The sequence below is a fragment of the Thauera sedimentorum genome (genome assembly GCF_014489115.1).
Taxonomy (GTDB): Bacteria; Pseudomonadota; Gammaproteobacteria; order Burkholderiales; family Rhodocyclaceae; genus Pseudothauera; species Pseudothauera sedimentorum.
In genome coordinates this window covers 1-15,322 of sequence record NZ_JACTAH010000001.1, presented here as the reverse complement: position 1 = coordinate 15,322, position 15,322 = coordinate 1, and the positions used below count along the sequence as shown (strand labels likewise).

Sequence of the window (15,322 nt, the reverse complement as noted above, 5' to 3'; positions counted from 1 at the left end):
GACGGAGGCGATGATTCTCGGCCGATTGTCCCAGTACCTGAGCGAACGGCACCGGGCGAGCCTCGCCGACATGGCCCTCGGCCTGGCGGCCTCGCCCGAGGCGGTCGAGGCGATGCTCGCCACCCTGGAGCGCAAGGGCCGGGTGCGCCGCCTGCCGGCCGGTTCGTCCTGCGGCAAGACCTGCGGCAAGTGCGACCCGCGCGCGACGCAGATCTACGAATGGTGCGGCGGCATGGGGGAAGGCAGCGGCGCCGGCCGCTGAGGCGTCTGCGGCCTGACTGCCCGCCGCTCAGCGCGACTCCAGCACCAGCCGGTCATTGACCGGCTGCACCGGGCGGGCGTTGCGCCCGTACAGGCGGGTGAAGATCGCCAATTGCGCATCGGACACCGGCTGCGGCTGCTTCATCACCACCCACAGCACCCCTTCGGAGCACGGCGGCTCGCTGAGCGAGCCCATGAACAGGTAGTGGCCGCCATCCGGCGGCAGCAAGGCGCCGAGGTCGATGGGCTCCGCCGGCATGTAGTGCCCGCCGCGCTCGAGCGGCAGATTGTTGAGCACCGCCTGCAGCACCGGATTGGCCCTTTCGCTGCGCTCCAGCTGCACGACCAGCACGGCGCGCTGGCCCTCCAGCGTGCGCAGGGCGAAATGCACCGCCATGTCGCTGGCGCGCCCGTCGATGCGGATCTCCGACGGGCGGTGGAACGCGAAGCTCTCCAGGCCGTAGCGCGCACCGCGCACCTCCATGCCCATGCCTTCGCCCACCCGCACCGCGAGCGTCTTCCCGGTATCCGACACGCGGAAGCGCGTCTCGCGGAAATCGAAGACCGGCGCCTCGAGCTCCACGCCGATGCCGTCGCGCAGGTCGATCGGCGACTGGCGGCGCCCTTCGGCGCAGGCCGCCCATTCGGGCCGCATCCGCCCCCAGACCTCCGGTCCGGTGGCGCCCTCGTAGGTCCAGGCCGCCGGGGCGGACGCAGCAGACGGCCTGGCCGGAGCCGAGGCCCGCGAGGTACTCCGCGCCGTTGCGGCCGCCGCCGCAACACGGGTCGGCGGCGGCGGCGTGGGCAGGGCGCGCTGCGCCGGCATGGGCGCCGCGGCGGGTGTGACGGCTTCGGGCATGCGGCTGCCGATGGTTCGCTCGATCACGTCCACGCCATTGTCGTCCGGCTTGAGATCGGCCTGACGCACCTCGGCTCCGCCCTGTTCGGGCGCAGCCTGCGTGCGTGGCTTCGCGGCCGGCTGCGCTTCGGCACCGGGCGCCGGCTTGCGTTCTGCCGTCCGCGCGGGCGGCGACGCCGCGGTCGCCGCACGGTCGGCCTGCTCGGCCACCTTGGCGAGATCCTGCACGCTCGGCGGACGGCAGACCTCGCGCCACATGCGTTCGTCCACACTGTTGCGCGCCACCATCACGGTGTTCTGGTCCACCACGGTCTCCTCGCGCAGCACCAGGTTCTCCGCGTCGAGATAGACCCGCTTGATGGTGAAGAAACCACGGTTCATGCAGTCGTAGCGGTTGAGCGCCTTCACCGTGGTGTAGCCCACCTTGGTGGCCTCGGCCGGCGACATCACCACCCGCCCCCAGGCCACCTTGGTGCCGCCGTCGGACTGGATGATGGTGGCGCGGTCGATCTCCACCCGGCGCTCGGCATCGCGCATCACCACCGCCCACTCGTCGGCAAGCGCCTGCGGTATCGCGAAAAAAACACCAATCGCCAGCACGAGCGGGGCAAGGACAGGTCTTGGAAGCGGGCAGTTCATCGCGGTCGCCGGAATCATGAGGGTTCGATCCTATTCTTCGGCCGCGGCGGACCAATCTTGAGGGCGGCGGGCCGCCTTGCCTTCGTTCGGGCCTTGCAGTATCGTCCGGCGTTCACCGTTGGGGGTGCCTGCCGGCTTGCTGCAGGCTGAGAGAGTCCCTTGGAACCTGATCCGGGTCGAGCCGGCGTAGGGAAACGCGTTACATGCACTCATTCCATCCTTCCATTGCTGCGCCCGTCCGCGGCGCGACAGGCTGCCCGCCGATTCCATCGCGGAGCGCCCGCCCATGAGCGCATCGGCCGCGCAGTCGCAGATACCCAACGTGCTCAGCATCGCCGGCATCGACCCGTCCGGCGGAGCCGGCATCTATGCCGACCTCAAGGCCTTTGCCGCCGCGGGGGCCTATGGCTGCGGCGTGGTCGCCGCGCTCACCGCACAGAATACGCAAGGCGTGGCGGGCGTGCATGTGCCGCCCACCGACTTCCTGCGCCTGCAGATCGACACCCTGTTCGCCGATGTGGCCATCCACGCCACCAAGATCGGCATGCTGGGCAGCGCCGAGGTCACCGCCGCGGTGGCCGACCGCCTGGCCCACTGGCAGGCGGTCAACGTGGTGCTGGACCCGGTGATGGTGGCCAAGAGCGGCGACGCGCTGCTGGCGAAAAGTGCGATCTCGATGATGCGCGAGGCGCTGTTTCCGCAGGCTTTCATGATCACCCCCAACCTGCCCGAAGCCGGCGTGCTGCTGGAGAGCAGCGCCCCGGAGACGGTCAAGGAAATGTATCGCGCCGCCGAGCGCCTGCGTGAACTGCTGCCGCTGTCCTCGGAACGCTGGGTGCTGCTCAAGGGCGGCCACCTGCCGGGCAACGAGCTCACCGACCTGCTGTTCGACGGCGACCGCATGATCGAGCTGCCCGCGCCACGAATCGACACCAGGAACACCCACGGCACCGGCTGCACGCTGAGTTCCGCCATCGCCGCCCTGCTGCCGCAGCGCCAGAAAGCCCTGCACCCGGTGGAAGCCGCGGTGCGCGACGCCCGCCAGTGGCTGCTGGGCGCCATCGCGCGCGCCGGAGAGCTGGCGGTGGGCAGCGGCCACGGCCCGGTGCATCACTTCCACGCGCTGTGGCCGCGCTGAGCCACGCCTCACCCCTGTAGGAGCGGGCTTGCCCGCGATTGCAGCGTTCGTCATGCCACGACCGAATCGCGGGCAAGCCCGCTCCTACAGCAATAGACGCCCCCCGGAGAGAGAACCTATGAACGCCAAGGAACAATTCATCGCCACGCAGGCCAAGGTGGACGAAGCCGCCATCGCCCCGCTGCCCAACTCGCGCAAGATCTACGTCGAAGGCTCGCGCCCGGACATCCGCGTGCCGATGCGCGAGATCTCGCAGGCCGACACCCCGGCCTCCTTCGGTGCCGAGCCCAACCCGCCGATCTTCGTCTATGACTGTTCCGGCCCCTACACCGACCCGGCAGCGAAGATCGACATCCGCTCCGGCCTGCCCGCGCTGCGCGCCGGCTGGATCGCCGAACGCGGCGACACCGAACAACTCGCCGACCTGTCCTCCGAGTACGGCCGCCAGCGCGCCGCGGACCCGGCACTGGACGAACTGCGCTTCCCCGGCCTGCATCGCAAGCCGCTGCGCGCCAAGGCTGGCGCCAACGTCACCCAGATGCACTACGCCCGGCGCGGCATCATCACCCCGGAGATGGAATACATCGCCATCCGCGAGAACCTGCGCCGCGCGGAATACATCGAGTCGCTGAAGAACGCCGGCCCCACCGGGCAGAAGATGGCCGCCATGCTCGGCCGCCAGCACCCGGGGCAGAACTTCGGCGCCAGCATCCCGGCCGAGATCAACCCCGAGTTCGTGCGCGACGAAGTCGCCCGCGGCCGCGCCATCATCCCGGCCAACATCAACCACCCGGAAACCGAGCCGATGATCATCGGGCGCAACTTCCTGGTGAAGATCAACGCCAACATCGGCAACTCGGCGCTGGGCTCCTCGATCAGCGAGGAAGTGGACAAGATGACCTGGTCCATCCGCTGGGGCGGCGACACGGTGATGGACCTGTCCACCGGCAAGAACATCCACGAGACGCGCGAGTGGATCATCCGCAACTCGCCGGTGCCGATCGGCACCGTGCCGATCTACCAGGCGCTGGAGAAGGTCGACGGCCGCGCCGAGGAACTCACCTGGGAGATCTTCCGCGACACCCTGATCGAGCAGGCCGAGCAGGGCGTGGACTACTTCACCATCCACGCCGGCGTGCTGCTGCGCTACGTCCCGCTCACCGCCAACCGCCTCACCGGCATCGTCTCGCGCGGCGGCTCCATCATGGCCAAGTGGTGCCTGGCGCATCACAAGGAAAGCTTCCTCTACACCCACTTCGAAGACATCTGCGAAATCATGAAGGCCTACGACGTGGCCTTCTCGCTGGGTGACGGCCTGCGCCCCGGCTCCATCTACGACGCCAATGACGAAGCCCAGCTCGGCGAACTCAAGACCCTGGGCGAACTCACCGACATCGCCTGGAAGCACGACGTGCAGGTGATGATCGAAGGCCCGGGCCATGTGCCGCTGCACAGGATCAAGGAGAACATGGATCTCCAGCTCGAGCAGTGCAAGGAAGCACCCTTCTACACTCTGGGACCGCTGACCACCGACATCGCCCCGGGCTACGACCACATCACCAGCGGCATCGGCGCGGCGACCATCGGCTGGTACGGCACCGCGATGCTGTGCTACGTGACGCCCAAGGAGCACCTCGGCCTGCCCAACAAGCAGGACGTCAAGGAAGGCATCATCACCTACAAGCTGGCCGCCCACGCCGCCGATCTGGCCAAGGGCCACCCGGGCGCGCAGATCCGCGACAACGCGCTGTCCAAGGCGCGCTTCGAGTTCCGCTGGGAAGACCAGTTCAACCTCGGCCTCGATCCGGACAAGGCCAAGGAATTCCACGACGAGACCCTGCCCAAGGACTCCGCCAAGGTCGCCCACTTCTGCTCGATGTGCGGCCCGCACTTCTGCTCGATGAAGATCACCCAGGACGTGCGCGACTTCGCCGCCCAGCAAGGCATCGCCGAGGAGGCCGCGCTGGAGAAGGGCATGCAGGAGAAGGCGGTGGAGTTCGTGCGCAAGGGCGTCGAGGTCTACCACAAGGCCTGAGCACGAGCCTGAGCATGGCCGCCCGCAGGCTGGCGCCCCACTTCGCCGACGCCTCGGGCGGGCTGGGCTACCACCTGCGGGCGTGGCGCTGGCGGCAGACGCTGTGGCCGCCCTTCCTTGCCCGTACGCAAGGCTGGTTGCGCGCTTGGACGCCACCGGCTGAAGAGCTGGTGGTGGTCGGCCCTTCGGCCGGCTACACGCTGGATGCGGACTTCCTCGCCCGCTTCCGCCGCGTCCATGCACTGGAGCCCGACCCGCTCGCCCGCTGGCTGCTGCGCCGGCGCTTGCCCGGCATCGACTGGCACTTCGGCACCCTGGACGCCCTGTCCGCGGTGGACGGCCCCGCCGCGCTGGCCGCGGAATACCCGCACGCGGCCATCCTGTTCTCCAACGTGCTCGGCCAGGCGGTCGAACCCGCCCTGCTGCCGGCTCGGCGTACCGCGCTGGGCGACGCGCTGCGCCAGCGGCACTGGGCGAGCTACCACGACGTGCTGTCCTCCGCCCGCCCGCCGCTGCCCCCCGAGGGCCTGGAAGCCGGCCGCCTGGAGGACGCCGCAGCGCTCGCCTGCGCCCTGTATCGCGCCGCGGTAGAAGTCATCGACCACGACACCTTCGGCCTCGCCCCGCAGAACCGGCAGCTGGCCTGCTGGCAGATCGCGCCGGCGCGCTGGCAGGTCGTCGAGTGGGGGCAGCACGACCCTGATTGCCCCTGAACCGCCCGGGGGATTGGGCTCGTCGCGCCGCGGTGCGACAATACGCGCTTTCGCCCCCGCCCCGCTGCCATGAACACCGCCCCTCTGCCGATTGCCGCGGTCGTCTATCCGCCCACGCTGGACATCGGCGCCTTCATGCGCGCCACCGCCGCCGCGCTGGCCGGACGCGGCGTGCGCCTGGGCGGCGTGGTGCAGCACGATGCCCGCGCCACCCCGGACGATCCCTGCGCGATGGCGCTGGAAGACCTCGCCAGCGGGGCACGCTTCAATCTCACCCAGGACCTCGGCAGCGGCTCGACCGCCTGCCGGCTCGACACCGGCGCGCTGGCGCAGGCCGCCGTGGCGGTACGCCAGGCCATCGAGCAGGGCGCGGATCTGGTGATGTTCAACAAGTTCGGCGCCCAGGAGGCCGGCGGCGGCGGTCTGCGTGCGGAAATGGGCCTGGCCGCGGCGCGCGGCATCCCGGTGCTCACCGCGGTGGCCGAACGCCTCAGCGCCGACTGGCAGCGCTTCACCGGCGATCCCGCCACCCTGCTCCCCGCCGAGATCGATGCGGTGCTGGCCTGGTGGCAGGCGGTGCGCGCCGCGCACTGAGCCGTCCATTCCTGCCATGAACTGCCGCCCCGGCTGCGCGGCCTGCTGCATCGCCCCCTCGATTTCCTCGCCGATTCCCGGCATGGAGGGCGGCAAGCCGGCCGGCGTGCGCTGCGTTCAGCTCGACGAGCACGGCCTGTGCCGGTTGTTCGGCGACCCGCGTCGTCCCGCGGTGTGCGCAAGCCTGCGCCCGACGCGCGAGATGTGCAGCGACAGCGATGCGCAGGCGCTGCGCTGGCTGACGCAGCTGGAAGCGCTGACCAGCCCCTGACGGGCACAGCGGCCCGGCCGTCGGCGCGCAAACTGTTCCGGCCGCATGCCGGCGCGCGCGGATAAACTTCCCCCTTTGCGTCCCGCACCCCGGCAATGATCATCTACCTGCACGGCTTCCGCTCCGCCCCGGCCTCGATCAAGGCCACCGCGCTGCAGCGCCACATGGCCGGGCGCGGCCTTGCCGACCGCTTCTGGTGCGAGCAGCTGCCGGTCTCCCCGGCCGCCGCGATCGCCCGCATCGAGGACGAAATCGCCCGCGCGCGCGCCGCTTTCCCGGAACGCGCCCCCACCCTGGTGGGCAGTTCGCTCGGCGGCTACTACGCCACCTGGCTGGCCGAGCGCCACGACCTGCGCGCGGTGCTGGTCAACCCCGCCGTGCTCGCCGCGCTGTCGCTCGAGCCCTGGCTGGGCTGGCAGGACAATCTGTACACCGGCGAGCGCTTCGAACTGACGCGCGCCCATCTGGACGAACTGCGCGCGATCGAAGTGCCGCGCATCAGCCGCCCGCACAACTTCTGGCTGCTGGCGGAAACCGGCGACGAGGTGCTGGATTACCGCGACGCGGTGGCCCGGTACGCCGGCGCCCGGCAGACCGTGCTGGAAGGCGGCGACCACGGCTTCTCGCGCTGGAACGACTACCTCGACGACATCCTCGGCTTCGCCGGACTGCAATGACCCAGCCTCCCGCTTTCGACGCCCGCCGCTTCAAGACCCTGGAACGCAAGGGCTTCAACCGCATCGCCGCCGCCTACGCCGACGGCGCCCACCTGCGCGCCGAGCTCGGCCACGCGCTGCTCGAAGCGGCACGGCTGCAGCCCGGCCAGAGCGTGCTCGACCTGGCCAGCGGCCCCTGCCTGCTGGCCCGCGAAGTGGCCGAAAAGGTCGCACCGGACGGCTGGGTGCTCGCCACCGACATCGCCGAAGCCATGCTCGCCGAAGGCGCGCGCCGCGCCGAGGCGGACGCCTGCAGCGCGCTGGCCTGCGCCGCGGCCGACGCCGAGCACCTCTGCCTGCCCGATGCCGCCTTCGACCGCGTACTCGCCGGGCTGGCGCTGTTCATGTTCCCCCACCCCGAGCGCGCGCTGGCCGAGGCACGGCGCGTACTGCGCCCGGGCGGCCGGCTGGTGCTGTCGGTATGGGGTACGGCGGAAGCGGTGCCGCTGATCAGCCGCGCCCAGGCCTGCATCGCCCGTCTGCTGCCACCGCCGCGCGTGGCGCGCCCCTCGGTGTTCCGCTTCGGCACGCCCGAAGTGCTGGAGGCGGCCCTGTCCGACGCGGGCTTTGCCGACATCCGCATCACGCCCTGCCGCTTCAGCTGCCGCTTCGACGATGCGCAGGCCTACTGGGACGCCTTCCTCAGCCTTGCCGGCGGCGCAGCGGAAGCACTGGCCCAACTGCCCGAGCCCATGCAGCAGCGCCTGCGCGAGGCGGTGGCGGACGAACTGGCGCACCACCGCGACGGCACGGGCTACACCGTCGAAGCCAGCGCCCTGATTGCCTCGGCAGCCCGATGAGCCCTGCTCAAGCGGCCGCCTTGCGCCAGCGCAATGGCGTGCTGGCGGCACTCACCGCCTTCATCATCTGGGGTCTGGCACCGCTCTACTTCAAGGCGGTGGGCAGCGTGCCGTCCTCCGAGATCGTCGCCCACCGCGTGCTGTGGTCCGCGGTCTTCCTCGCCGGCCTGCTGGCGCTGTGGCCCGCCGCGGGCGGCTTTCGCGCCATCGCACGCCTGCGCGGCCAGCCGCAGCTGCTGCGCCTGCTCGCGCTGACCGCGCTGCTCACCGGCAGCAACTGGCTGGTCTTCGTCTGGGCGATCTCGGCCGACCGGCTGGTGGAAGCCAGCCTGGGCTACTTCATCAACCCGCTGGTCAGCGTGCTGCTCGGCCGCATCTTCCTCGGCGAACGCCTGCGCCCGCTGCAGAAACTTGCGGTGGCGCTGGCCGCGGCCGGCGTGCTGTGGCGGGTCGGACAAGTCGGCAGCCTGCCATGGATCGCGCTCTTCCTCGCGCTGACCTTCGGCTTCTACGGCCTGCTGCGCAAGCGCGCGCCGATCGACGCGGTGAGCGGGCTGTTCGTCGAGACCCTGATCACCGCCCCGCTCGCCCTCGCCTACCTCGGCTGGCTGGCGGCGCAGGGCACCCTCGCCTTCGGCCACGGCGCGTTCACCGACTGGCTGCTGCCGGCGGCCGGCGTGCTCACCGCAGTGCCGCTCATGCTGTTCGCGGTCGGCGCCCAACGGCTGCCGCTGTCCACGGTGGGCTTCCTGCAGTACATCGCCCCGACGCTCAACTTCCTGCTCGCCGTGCTGGTGTTCCGCGAACCCTTCGACGCCGGCCAGCTGCTCGGTTTCGCGCTGATCTGGGCCGCGCTGGCGCTCTATTCGCTGGATCTGCTGCGCGCCGGGCGCAGCATGCGACGCGCCCCCGCGGCGCCGGGGTGAATCCGGTAGACTGTCGGGCTTGCTCAATTTCCGGCGGTCACTGATGTTCGTGCTGTTCGAAGAGGACGGGGCCTTCAAGGCCGGTACCATCCTCGCTGATAACGATGCCTCCCTGCAGGTGGAGACCACCCACGGCAAGCGGGTCAAGCTCAAGCGCGCCAACGTGCTGCTGAACTTCCGCGAACCCGCGCCGGCCGAACTGCTCGCGCGCGCCGAAGCCGAGGCCGAGCAGCTCGACACCGAGTTCCTGTGGGAAGTCTGCGGCGACGAGGAATTCGCCTTCGCCGACTTCGCCGCCGAGTACCACGGCCATGCGCCGACGCCGGTGGAGGCCGCCGCGGTGCTGCTGCGCCTGCATTCCGCACCGATCTACTTCCACCGCAAGGGCAAGGGCCGCTTCCGCAAGGCGCCGGCCGACATCCTGCAGGCCGCGCTCGCGGGCCTGGAGAAGAAGCGCCAGCAGGCCGCGGCCATCGACCGCATGCGCGACGAGCTGCTCGCCGGCCGCCTGCCCGCGGAGTTCTCCGGCATGCTGGCGCAGCTGCTCTACCGCCCGGACCGCAACCGCCCCGAAGTGAAGGCGCTGGAGGCGGCCTGCGTGGATGCGGGGCTGTCCGCCGCCCGGCTGCTGCTCAAGTGCGGCGCACTGTCCTCCAGCTACGAGTTCCACCACAACCGCTTCCTGTTCGAGTACTTCCCGGAAGGCGTGCACTTCCCGACCTTCGACGCCCCCGTGGTGCCCGACGGCCTGCCGCGCGCCGAGGTGGCGGCCTTCTCGATCGACGACGCCACCACCACCGAGATCGACGACGCCTTCTCGGTGACCCCGCGCGCCACCGGCGGCTGGCGGGTCGGCATCCACATCGCCGCGCCCTCGCTCGGTTTCTCGCGCGGCTCCGCGCTGGACGCGATCGCCCGCCGGCGGCTGTCCACCGTGTACATGCCGGGCAACAAGATCACCATGCTGCCCGACGAAGTGGTCGAGTGCTTCACGCTGGCCGCCGGGCGCGACTGCCCGGCGATCTCGCTCTACCTCGACGTCAATGCCGACCTCTCGGTGTCCGGCCAGGAGAGCCGCATCGAGATCGTGCCCATCGTCGCCAACCTGCGCCACCACGACATCGAGCCGGTGTTCAACGAGCACACCCTGCACGACGGTGGCCCGGACTTCGAATGGAAGCGCGAGCTCACCGTGCTGTGGGACCTCGCCACCGTGCTGGAGGCCGGGCGCGGCAAGGCCTCGTCCAACCAGAACCAGGTCGATCACAGCTTCTATGTCGACTGGCAGACCGACACCGCCGACGGTCCCGGCTATGTCAGCATCGGCCAGCGCAAACGCGGTTCGCCGATGGACAAGCTGGTCGCCGAGCTGATGATTCTGGCCAACTCCACCTGGGGCAAGCTGCTCGACGAGGTGAACGTGCCCGGCCTGTATCGCGTGCAGAGCGGCGGCAAGGTGCGCATGACCACCACCGGCGGCCCGCACGAAGGCCTGGGGGTGGATTGCTACGCCTGGTCGAGTTCGCCGCTGCGCCGCTACGTTGACCTGGTCAACCAGTGGCAGCTGATCGCGGTGCTCACCGGCGGCGAGCCGGCCTTTGCGCCGCGCTCCACCGACCTGATGGCCGCGCTGCGCGACTTCGAGCTCACCTACGCCGCCTACGCCGAGTTCCAGCGCCAGATGGAGCGCTACTGGTGCGTGCGCTGGCTGCGCCAGCAGGCGCCCAAGGAAGTAGAGGCCATCGTGGTGCGCGACAACCTGGTGCGCCTGGACAGCGTACCGCTGACCTTCAAGGTCGCCTCGCTGCCGCTGCAGTACCCGGGCAGCCGGGTGAAGCTGGCGATCGAGGGCAGCGACCTGCTCGACGTCGAGGTGCACGCGCGCTACGTCGCCACCCTCGCCGAGCCGGAGCCCTCGGAAAACGGCATGTCCTTCTTCGAAGGATCGTAGAATCCAGGCCATGCCGACGACGCCCGCCGCCTCCTCTCGCCCGACGCCATTCGCTGCGCCCGCGCTTGCGGCAAGCGGCCCGTCGGCAGGCTGGTTCGGGCGCGACATGCGGCTGAAGATCGCCTTCGCGGTCTCGCTGATCGTTCATAGCCTGCTGTTCGCGGTGAGCTTCCGCCTGCCCGACCCTGCCAAGCAACCGAAGCGCGACAGTGGCCTGGAAGTCGTGCTGGTCAATGCACGCCACAGCAAGCCCCCCGAAAAAGCCGAGGTGCTGGCCCAGGCGAACCTCGATGGCGGCGGCAACTCCGAGCAGAAGCTCCGTCCGCGCTCCCCGCTGCCGCCGCAGCCGACCCAGCAACAGGGCGACGCCCTGATCAACGCCCAGCGTCGCGCGGAAGCGGTGGACACCCCCCGCCCGCAGGCGCTGACGGCGCCGCGCGCCGAAGCGACGCTGTCCGCTGCGCGCCCTCAGGAAACACCGCGCGAGACGCCACGCCCCACGACCGGCCTGGACCTGCTCGACAGCGCCGCGGCCATGGCGCGCCTGGAGGCGCAGATCGAGCGCGACATGCAGGAGTACTCACGCCGCCCGCGACGCAAGTCCATCGGCGCGCGGGCACGCGAGTACCGCTTCGCCCAGTACGTGGAAGACTGGCGCCAGAAAATCGAGCGCATCGGCACGCTCAACTACCCGGAGGCCGCGCGCGGCAAGCTGTATGGCAGCCTGATGCTCACCGTGACCATCCGCGCTGACGGCAGGGTCGAGACGGTCGACATCGTGCGCTCCTCGGGGCACCAGGTGCTGGACGACGCCGCGCGGCGCATCATCCAGCTCGCCTCGCCCTTCGCGCCCTTCCCGCCCGACATCCGCGCCGACACCGACCTACTGGAAATCACGCGCACCTGGACCTTCACCAGCGCAGACCAGATGCGCGCCAACTGAGCCGCCCCGCATGGACCGCTACGCCGTCGTCGGCAACCCCGTTGCCCACAGCAAGTCCCCTCTCATCCACGCGGAGTTTGCCGCGCAGACCGGGCAGGAGCTCCACTACGAAGCACTGCTTGCCCCGCTGGACGGCTTTGCCGCGACCGTGGCGGCCTTTCGCGCTGCGGGCGGGCGCGGGCTCAATGTCACCGCACCCTTCAAGCTGGAAGCTTTCGAGCTCGCCGACCGTCTGAGCCCAAGAGCCGAGGCGGCAGGCGCGGTCAACACGCTGGCCTTCGACGGCGGCCAGGCGTACGGCGACAACACCGACGGCGCCGGCCTGGTGCGCGATCTGACCCACAATCTCGGCCGCCAGCTCGCCGGCCGGCGCGTGCTGTTGCTCGGCGCCGGCGGCGCGGCCCGCGGCGCAATCCTGCCGCTGCTCATGGAAGGCCCCGCCTCGCTGGTGATCGCCAATCGCACGGAATCCCGCGCCCTGGAGCTGGCCGATCGCTTCCGCGCGGGAGCCGGGGACGCAGAGCTTCGCGCCAGCAGCTTCGCCGGGCTCGCCGGCTCGACATTCGATCTCGTGATCAATGCCACGGCCGCCAGCTTGTCGGCACAGAGCCCCGAGCTGCCGCCCGGGGTATACGCACCGGGCGCGCTTGCCTACGACATGATGTACGGCAAGGGTGACACGGCCTTCATGCGCGCCGCGCGCGCCGACGGCGCTGCCGCAGTGGCCGACGGTCTGGGCATGCTCGTCGAGCAGGCTGCCGAGAGCTTCCAGCTGTGGCGCGGCGTCCGTCCGCAGACGACCAGCGTGCTTGCCGATTTGCGCGCGAGTATCGATCGCGGATGAAGAAGCCGCTGCGCTTGCTGTGGCGTGTGCTCGCGGTACTGGGTGCGCTGCTGCTGGTGACGCAGCTGTGGTTCTTCGGCTGGGTCCTGTGGTGGCGGCACGCGGCACCGCAAGAGACCAGCTTCATGGCCTTGAGGCTAGAAGAACTCCGGCAGGATCGCCCGAAAGCCGAGCTTCGTTACCAGTGGGTGCCCTACGAGCGCATCTCCACACATCTCAAGCGTGCGGTGGTCGCAGCCGAAGACGACCGCTTCCTGGACCACACGGGTTTCGACTGGGAAGGCATCCAGCGCGCGCTGGAACGCAACCAGGAGCGCGGCCGTACCGCGGCGGGTGGTTCGACGATCAGCCAGCAGCTGGCGAAGAATCTGTTCCTGTCCCCATCGCGCAGCTATCTGCGCAAGGCGCAGGAGGCGGTACTCACCGTAATGATCGAGGCCACCTGGAGCAAGCGGCGGATCCTCGAGGTTTACCTGAACGTGGTCGAATGGGGCGACGGCGTGTTCGGCGCCGAAGCCGCCGCCCAGCATCACTTCGGCATTTCCGCCCACCGTCTCGGCCCGGTGGAAGCGGCCCGGCTGGCAGTCATGCTGCCCAATCCGCGCCGCTACGAACGCAGTTTCGGCCCGCGTCTCGCAGCGCATGCCGAACGGGTGCGGCAACGGATGCATTATTCACGCATCCCTTGAGACAGGCGCCGCAACGCGACGCTCCGGGGTCGCGCCGCCCGTGCTAAGTCCGTAAAATCCGCAGGGTCCGCAGTTCCCCCCGCCATCCGCACCCAGTCCGCCCAAACGCCATGACCCAAGAAGACGAACGCCACCCGGACGACGTGCAGCAACACCTGCGTGAAGTGCAGGAACTGCTCTCGCGCCACAAGCTGGTCGAAGGCCTCGTCCACCGACAGGACATGCCGCGCCACGAGCTGGTCGAGAACCTCGTGCACAAGCAGCACGTGGCCGAACTGCAGACCAAGCTGGACGAACTCCACCCGGCCGACATCGCCTACGTGCTGGAGGCACTGCCCCTGGACGAACGCCTGTTCGTCTGGGATCTGGTGAAGGCCGAGCGGGACGGCGAGATCCTGCTCGAGGTGTCCGACGCGGTCCGCGAGTCGCTCATCGAGACCATGGACCCGCACGAGCTCAAGGCGGCCGCCGAAACGCTCGATGCCGACGAGCTCGCCGACCTTGCTCCGGATCTTCCGCCCGAGGTCATCCAGGACGTGTTCCAGTCGCTCGACAGCGAGGGCAGGGAACAGCTGCGCGCGGCGATGTCCTACGCCGAAGACTCGGTCGGCGCGTTGATGGACTTCGACATGGTCACCGTCCGCGAAGACGTGACCCTGGAAGTCGTGCTGCGCTATCTGCGCCGCTTCGAGGAACTGCCCGACCACACCGACAAGCTTTTCGTCGTCGACCGCGAGGATCACCTCAAGGGCATCCTCACACTGGAGAAGTTGCTGATCACCGACCCGGACCTGGAAGTCCACGAGGTCATGCAGCACGACCAGATCATCAGCTTTCAGCCCGACGATGACGCCGACGAGGCAGCGCAGGCCTTCGAACGCTATGACCTCGTCTCCGCGCCGGTAGTGGACACCGAGAAGCGGGTGATCGGCCGCCTGACGGTCGCGGATGTGGTCGACTTCATCCGCGAGGAGAGCGAGCACGAGATCCTCGCCCACGCCGGCCTGCGCGAAGGCGAGGACATCTTCGCCTCGGTCTGGGACTCGGTGAAGAACCGCTGGGCATGGCTGGCCGTCAATCTGGTGACGGCCTTCATCGCGTCGCGGGTGATCGGCGCTTTCGAGGGCTCGATCGAAAAGCTGGTGGCGCTCGCCGCGCTGATGCCCATCGTCGCCGGCATCGGCGGAAACTCCGGCAATCAGACGATCACCATGATCGTGCGCGCGATCGCCATGGGCCAGGTCGAACAGGATGCCCGCAACCGCCTGCTGAAGAAGGAACTCGGGGTGGCCCTTTTCAACGGTATCGTGTGGGGCGGCCTGCTTGGCGTGCTCGCCTGGTGGCTCTACGGCAGCGCCTCGCTCGGGATGGTCATGACTGCGGCGATGACGCTGAACCTTCTGCTCGCCGCAACCGCCGGGGTGCTCATCCCCATGATCCGTATCCGCCTCGGCGCCGACCCGGCCATTGGCAGTTCGGTGATGATCACCGCGCTGACCGACTCGGGCGGCTTCTTCATCTTCCTCGGGCTGGCAACGCTTTTCCTGCTCTGAAGCGAACGCCCATCGCGTTCAGCAGCCTTATCGCCGGGGGTTCATCAGCTTCTCGCTGGCGATAAGCGCCTTGGCTCGCCTCTGCTCAGTGCAGGTCACGAGGGACGACGACATCCATGGTGTCCGCCATCACAATTGGTGGGCACGATCTTCAGCGCACCACGGCGCACTGGACAGGTGAGTTTGCCGGGTGCTTACGGGAAAGGTGCAATAGCCGAGTGTTTACACCGACTCGAACGTGTCACACGATCTCTGAGCGGTATACGACCAAACGCCGCTGGATCGTTGTGATCGAGCGGCGTTTGTTTGTGGGTTAGTCTGACGATGACCTACTTTCGCGAGGGTATCCTCACTATCATCGGCGCGTTCTCGTTTCACGGTCCTGTTCGG

Annotated in this window: 15 protein-coding genes and 1 riboswitch; of the genes, 14 read left to right on the top strand and 1 reads right to left on the bottom strand. The window is 69.4% G+C overall.

All coding sequences use genetic code 11. The features are described 5' to 3' along the window. Positions 1-10 precede the first annotated feature (10 nt). Positions 11-262: a FeoC-like transcriptional regulator gene (locus IAI53_RS00075; RefSeq protein WP_187716146.1), complete on the top strand. Its 252-nt coding sequence runs from the start codon at positions 11-13 to the stop codon at positions 260-262. Positions 263-289: 27 nt separating this feature from the next. On the opposite strand, the gene IAI53_RS00070 is transcribed toward IAI53_RS00075, so the two are convergent. After that, on the bottom strand, positions 290-1,777 hold the full coding sequence (locus IAI53_RS00070; protein ID WP_225433099.1) for a carbonic anhydrase: 1,488 nt from the start codon (positions 1,775-1,777) through the stop codon (positions 290-292). Between the two features lie 92 nt (positions 1,778-1,869). Next, positions 1,870-1,969: riboswitch (TPP riboswitch) on the top strand. Between the two features lie 76 nt (positions 1,970-2,045). Between IAI53_RS00070 and thiD the strand changes: the two genes are divergently transcribed. The 13 genes from thiD to mgtE all read left to right on the top strand — a co-directional run bounded on the left by thiD (position 2,046) and on the right by mgtE (position 14,932). Further along, the gene (gene thiD / locus IAI53_RS00065) at positions 2,046-2,897 is read left to right on the top strand and encodes a bifunctional hydroxymethylpyrimidine kinase/phosphomethylpyrimidine kinase (RefSeq protein WP_187716145.1); all 852 of its coding nucleotides are present in this window, start codon (positions 2,046-2,048) and stop codon (positions 2,895-2,897) included. 118 nt (positions 2,898-3,015) lie between these two features. Then, on the top strand, positions 3,016-4,932 hold the full coding sequence (gene thiC / locus IAI53_RS00060; protein ID WP_187716144.1) for a phosphomethylpyrimidine synthase ThiC: 1,917 nt from the start codon (positions 3,016-3,018) through the stop codon (positions 4,930-4,932). A gap of 14 nt (positions 4,933-4,946) precedes the next feature. Continuing rightward, positions 4,947-5,645 carry a hypothetical protein gene (locus IAI53_RS00055; RefSeq protein ID WP_187716143.1) on the top strand — a complete coding sequence of 233 codons (699 nt, stop codon included), beginning with the start codon at positions 4,947-4,949 and terminating at the stop codon, positions 5,643-5,645. A gap of 69 nt (positions 5,646-5,714) precedes the next feature. Further along, the gene (locus tag IAI53_RS00050; protein WP_187716142.1) at positions 5,715-6,239 is read left to right on the top strand and encodes a DUF2478 domain-containing protein; all 525 of its coding nucleotides are present in this window, start codon (positions 5,715-5,717) and stop codon (positions 6,237-6,239) included. Between the two features lie 16 nt (positions 6,240-6,255). Further along, positions 6,256-6,510 carry a YkgJ family cysteine cluster protein gene (locus tag IAI53_RS00045; protein ID WP_187716141.1) on the top strand — a complete coding sequence of 85 codons (255 nt, stop codon included), beginning with the start codon at positions 6,256-6,258 and terminating at the stop codon, positions 6,508-6,510. A 95-nt stretch (positions 6,511-6,605) separates the two neighbouring features. Next, positions 6,606-7,187, top strand: a complete 582-nt coding sequence (locus IAI53_RS00040) for a YqiA/YcfP family alpha/beta fold hydrolase (RefSeq protein ID WP_187716140.1) — start codon at positions 6,606-6,608, stop codon at positions 7,185-7,187. After that, positions 7,184-8,026 carry a class I SAM-dependent methyltransferase gene (locus IAI53_RS00035; RefSeq protein ID WP_187716139.1) on the top strand — a complete coding sequence of 281 codons (843 nt, stop codon included), beginning with the start codon at positions 7,184-7,186 and terminating at the stop codon, positions 8,024-8,026. The genes IAI53_RS00040 and IAI53_RS00035 overlap by 4 nt, the downstream gene beginning before the upstream one ends. Then, positions 8,023-8,952 (top strand): EamA family transporter RarD, encoded by a 930-nt coding sequence (rarD, locus tag IAI53_RS00030; RefSeq protein ID WP_187716138.1) that lies wholly within the window; start codon positions 8,023-8,025, stop codon positions 8,950-8,952. Before IAI53_RS00035 ends, rarD begins: the two co-directional genes overlap by 4 nt. 43 nt (positions 8,953-8,995) lie before the next feature. Next, positions 8,996-10,903 carry a ribonuclease catalytic domain-containing protein gene (locus IAI53_RS00025; protein ID WP_187716137.1) on the top strand — a complete coding sequence of 636 codons (1,908 nt, stop codon included), beginning with the start codon at positions 8,996-8,998 and terminating at the stop codon, positions 10,901-10,903. Between the two features lie 106 nt (positions 10,904-11,009). Further along, positions 11,010-11,846, top strand: coding sequence for an energy transducer TonB (locus tag IAI53_RS00020; protein WP_187716136.1), 837 nt, complete (start codon positions 11,010-11,012; stop codon positions 11,844-11,846). A gap of 10 nt (positions 11,847-11,856) precedes the next feature. Beyond that, entirely contained in the window at positions 11,857-12,690 is an 834-nt protein-coding gene (aroE, locus tag IAI53_RS00015; RefSeq protein WP_187716135.1) for a shikimate dehydrogenase, read from the top strand. Next, positions 12,687-13,379 (top strand): monofunctional biosynthetic peptidoglycan transglycosylase, encoded by a 693-nt coding sequence (gene mtgA, locus IAI53_RS00010; protein WP_187716134.1) that lies wholly within the window; start codon positions 12,687-12,689, stop codon positions 13,377-13,379. Before aroE ends, mtgA begins: the two co-directional genes overlap by 4 nt. A gap of 110 nt (positions 13,380-13,489) precedes the next feature. Then, positions 13,490-14,932 (top strand): magnesium transporter, encoded by a 1,443-nt coding sequence (mgtE, locus tag IAI53_RS00005; protein WP_187716133.1) that lies wholly within the window; start codon positions 13,490-13,492, stop codon positions 14,930-14,932. Positions 14,933-15,322: the final 390 nt, after the last annotated feature.

Coding starts and splice junctions, on each gene's coding strand:
- IAI53_RS00070 (WP_225433099.1), bottom strand. CDS start 1,777: ATGATTCCGGCGACCGCGATGAACTGCCCGCTTCCAAGACCTGTCCTT.
- IAI53_RS00055 (WP_187716143.1), top strand. CDS start 4,947: ATGGCCGCCCGCAGGCTGGCGCCCCACTTCGCCGACGCCTCGGGCGGG.
- IAI53_RS00050 (WP_187716142.1), top strand. CDS start 5,715: ATGAACACCGCCCCTCTGCCGATTGCCGCGGTCGTCTATCCGCCCACG.
- IAI53_RS00040 (WP_187716140.1), top strand. CDS start 6,606: ATGATCATCTACCTGCACGGCTTCCGCTCCGCCCCGGCCTCGATCAAG.
- aroE (WP_187716135.1), top strand. CDS start 11,857: ATGGACCGCTACGCCGTCGTCGGCAACCCCGTTGCCCACAGCAAGTCC.
- thiD (WP_187716145.1), top strand. CDS start 2,046: ATGAGCGCATCGGCCGCGCAGTCGCAGATACCCAACGTGCTCAGCATC.
- IAI53_RS00075 (WP_187716146.1), top strand. CDS start 11: ATGATTCTCGGCCGATTGTCCCAGTACCTGAGCGAACGGCACCGGGCG.
- thiC (WP_187716144.1), top strand. CDS start 3,016: ATGAACGCCAAGGAACAATTCATCGCCACGCAGGCCAAGGTGGACGAA.
- IAI53_RS00035 (WP_187716139.1), top strand. CDS start 7,184: ATGACCCAGCCTCCCGCTTTCGACGCCCGCCGCTTCAAGACCCTGGAA.
- mtgA (WP_187716134.1), top strand. CDS start 12,687: ATGAAGAAGCCGCTGCGCTTGCTGTGGCGTGTGCTCGCGGTACTGGGT.
- mgtE (WP_187716133.1), top strand. CDS start 13,490: ATGACCCAAGAAGACGAACGCCACCCGGACGACGTGCAGCAACACCTG.
- IAI53_RS00045 (WP_187716141.1), top strand. CDS start 6,256: ATGAACTGCCGCCCCGGCTGCGCGGCCTGCTGCATCGCCCCCTCGATT.
- IAI53_RS00025 (WP_187716137.1), top strand. CDS start 8,996: ATGTTCGTGCTGTTCGAAGAGGACGGGGCCTTCAAGGCCGGTACCATC.
- rarD (WP_187716138.1), top strand. CDS start 8,023: ATGAGCCCTGCTCAAGCGGCCGCCTTGCGCCAGCGCAATGGCGTGCTG.
- IAI53_RS00020 (WP_187716136.1), top strand. CDS start 11,010: ATGCGGCTGAAGATCGCCTTCGCGGTCTCGCTGATCGTTCATAGCCTG.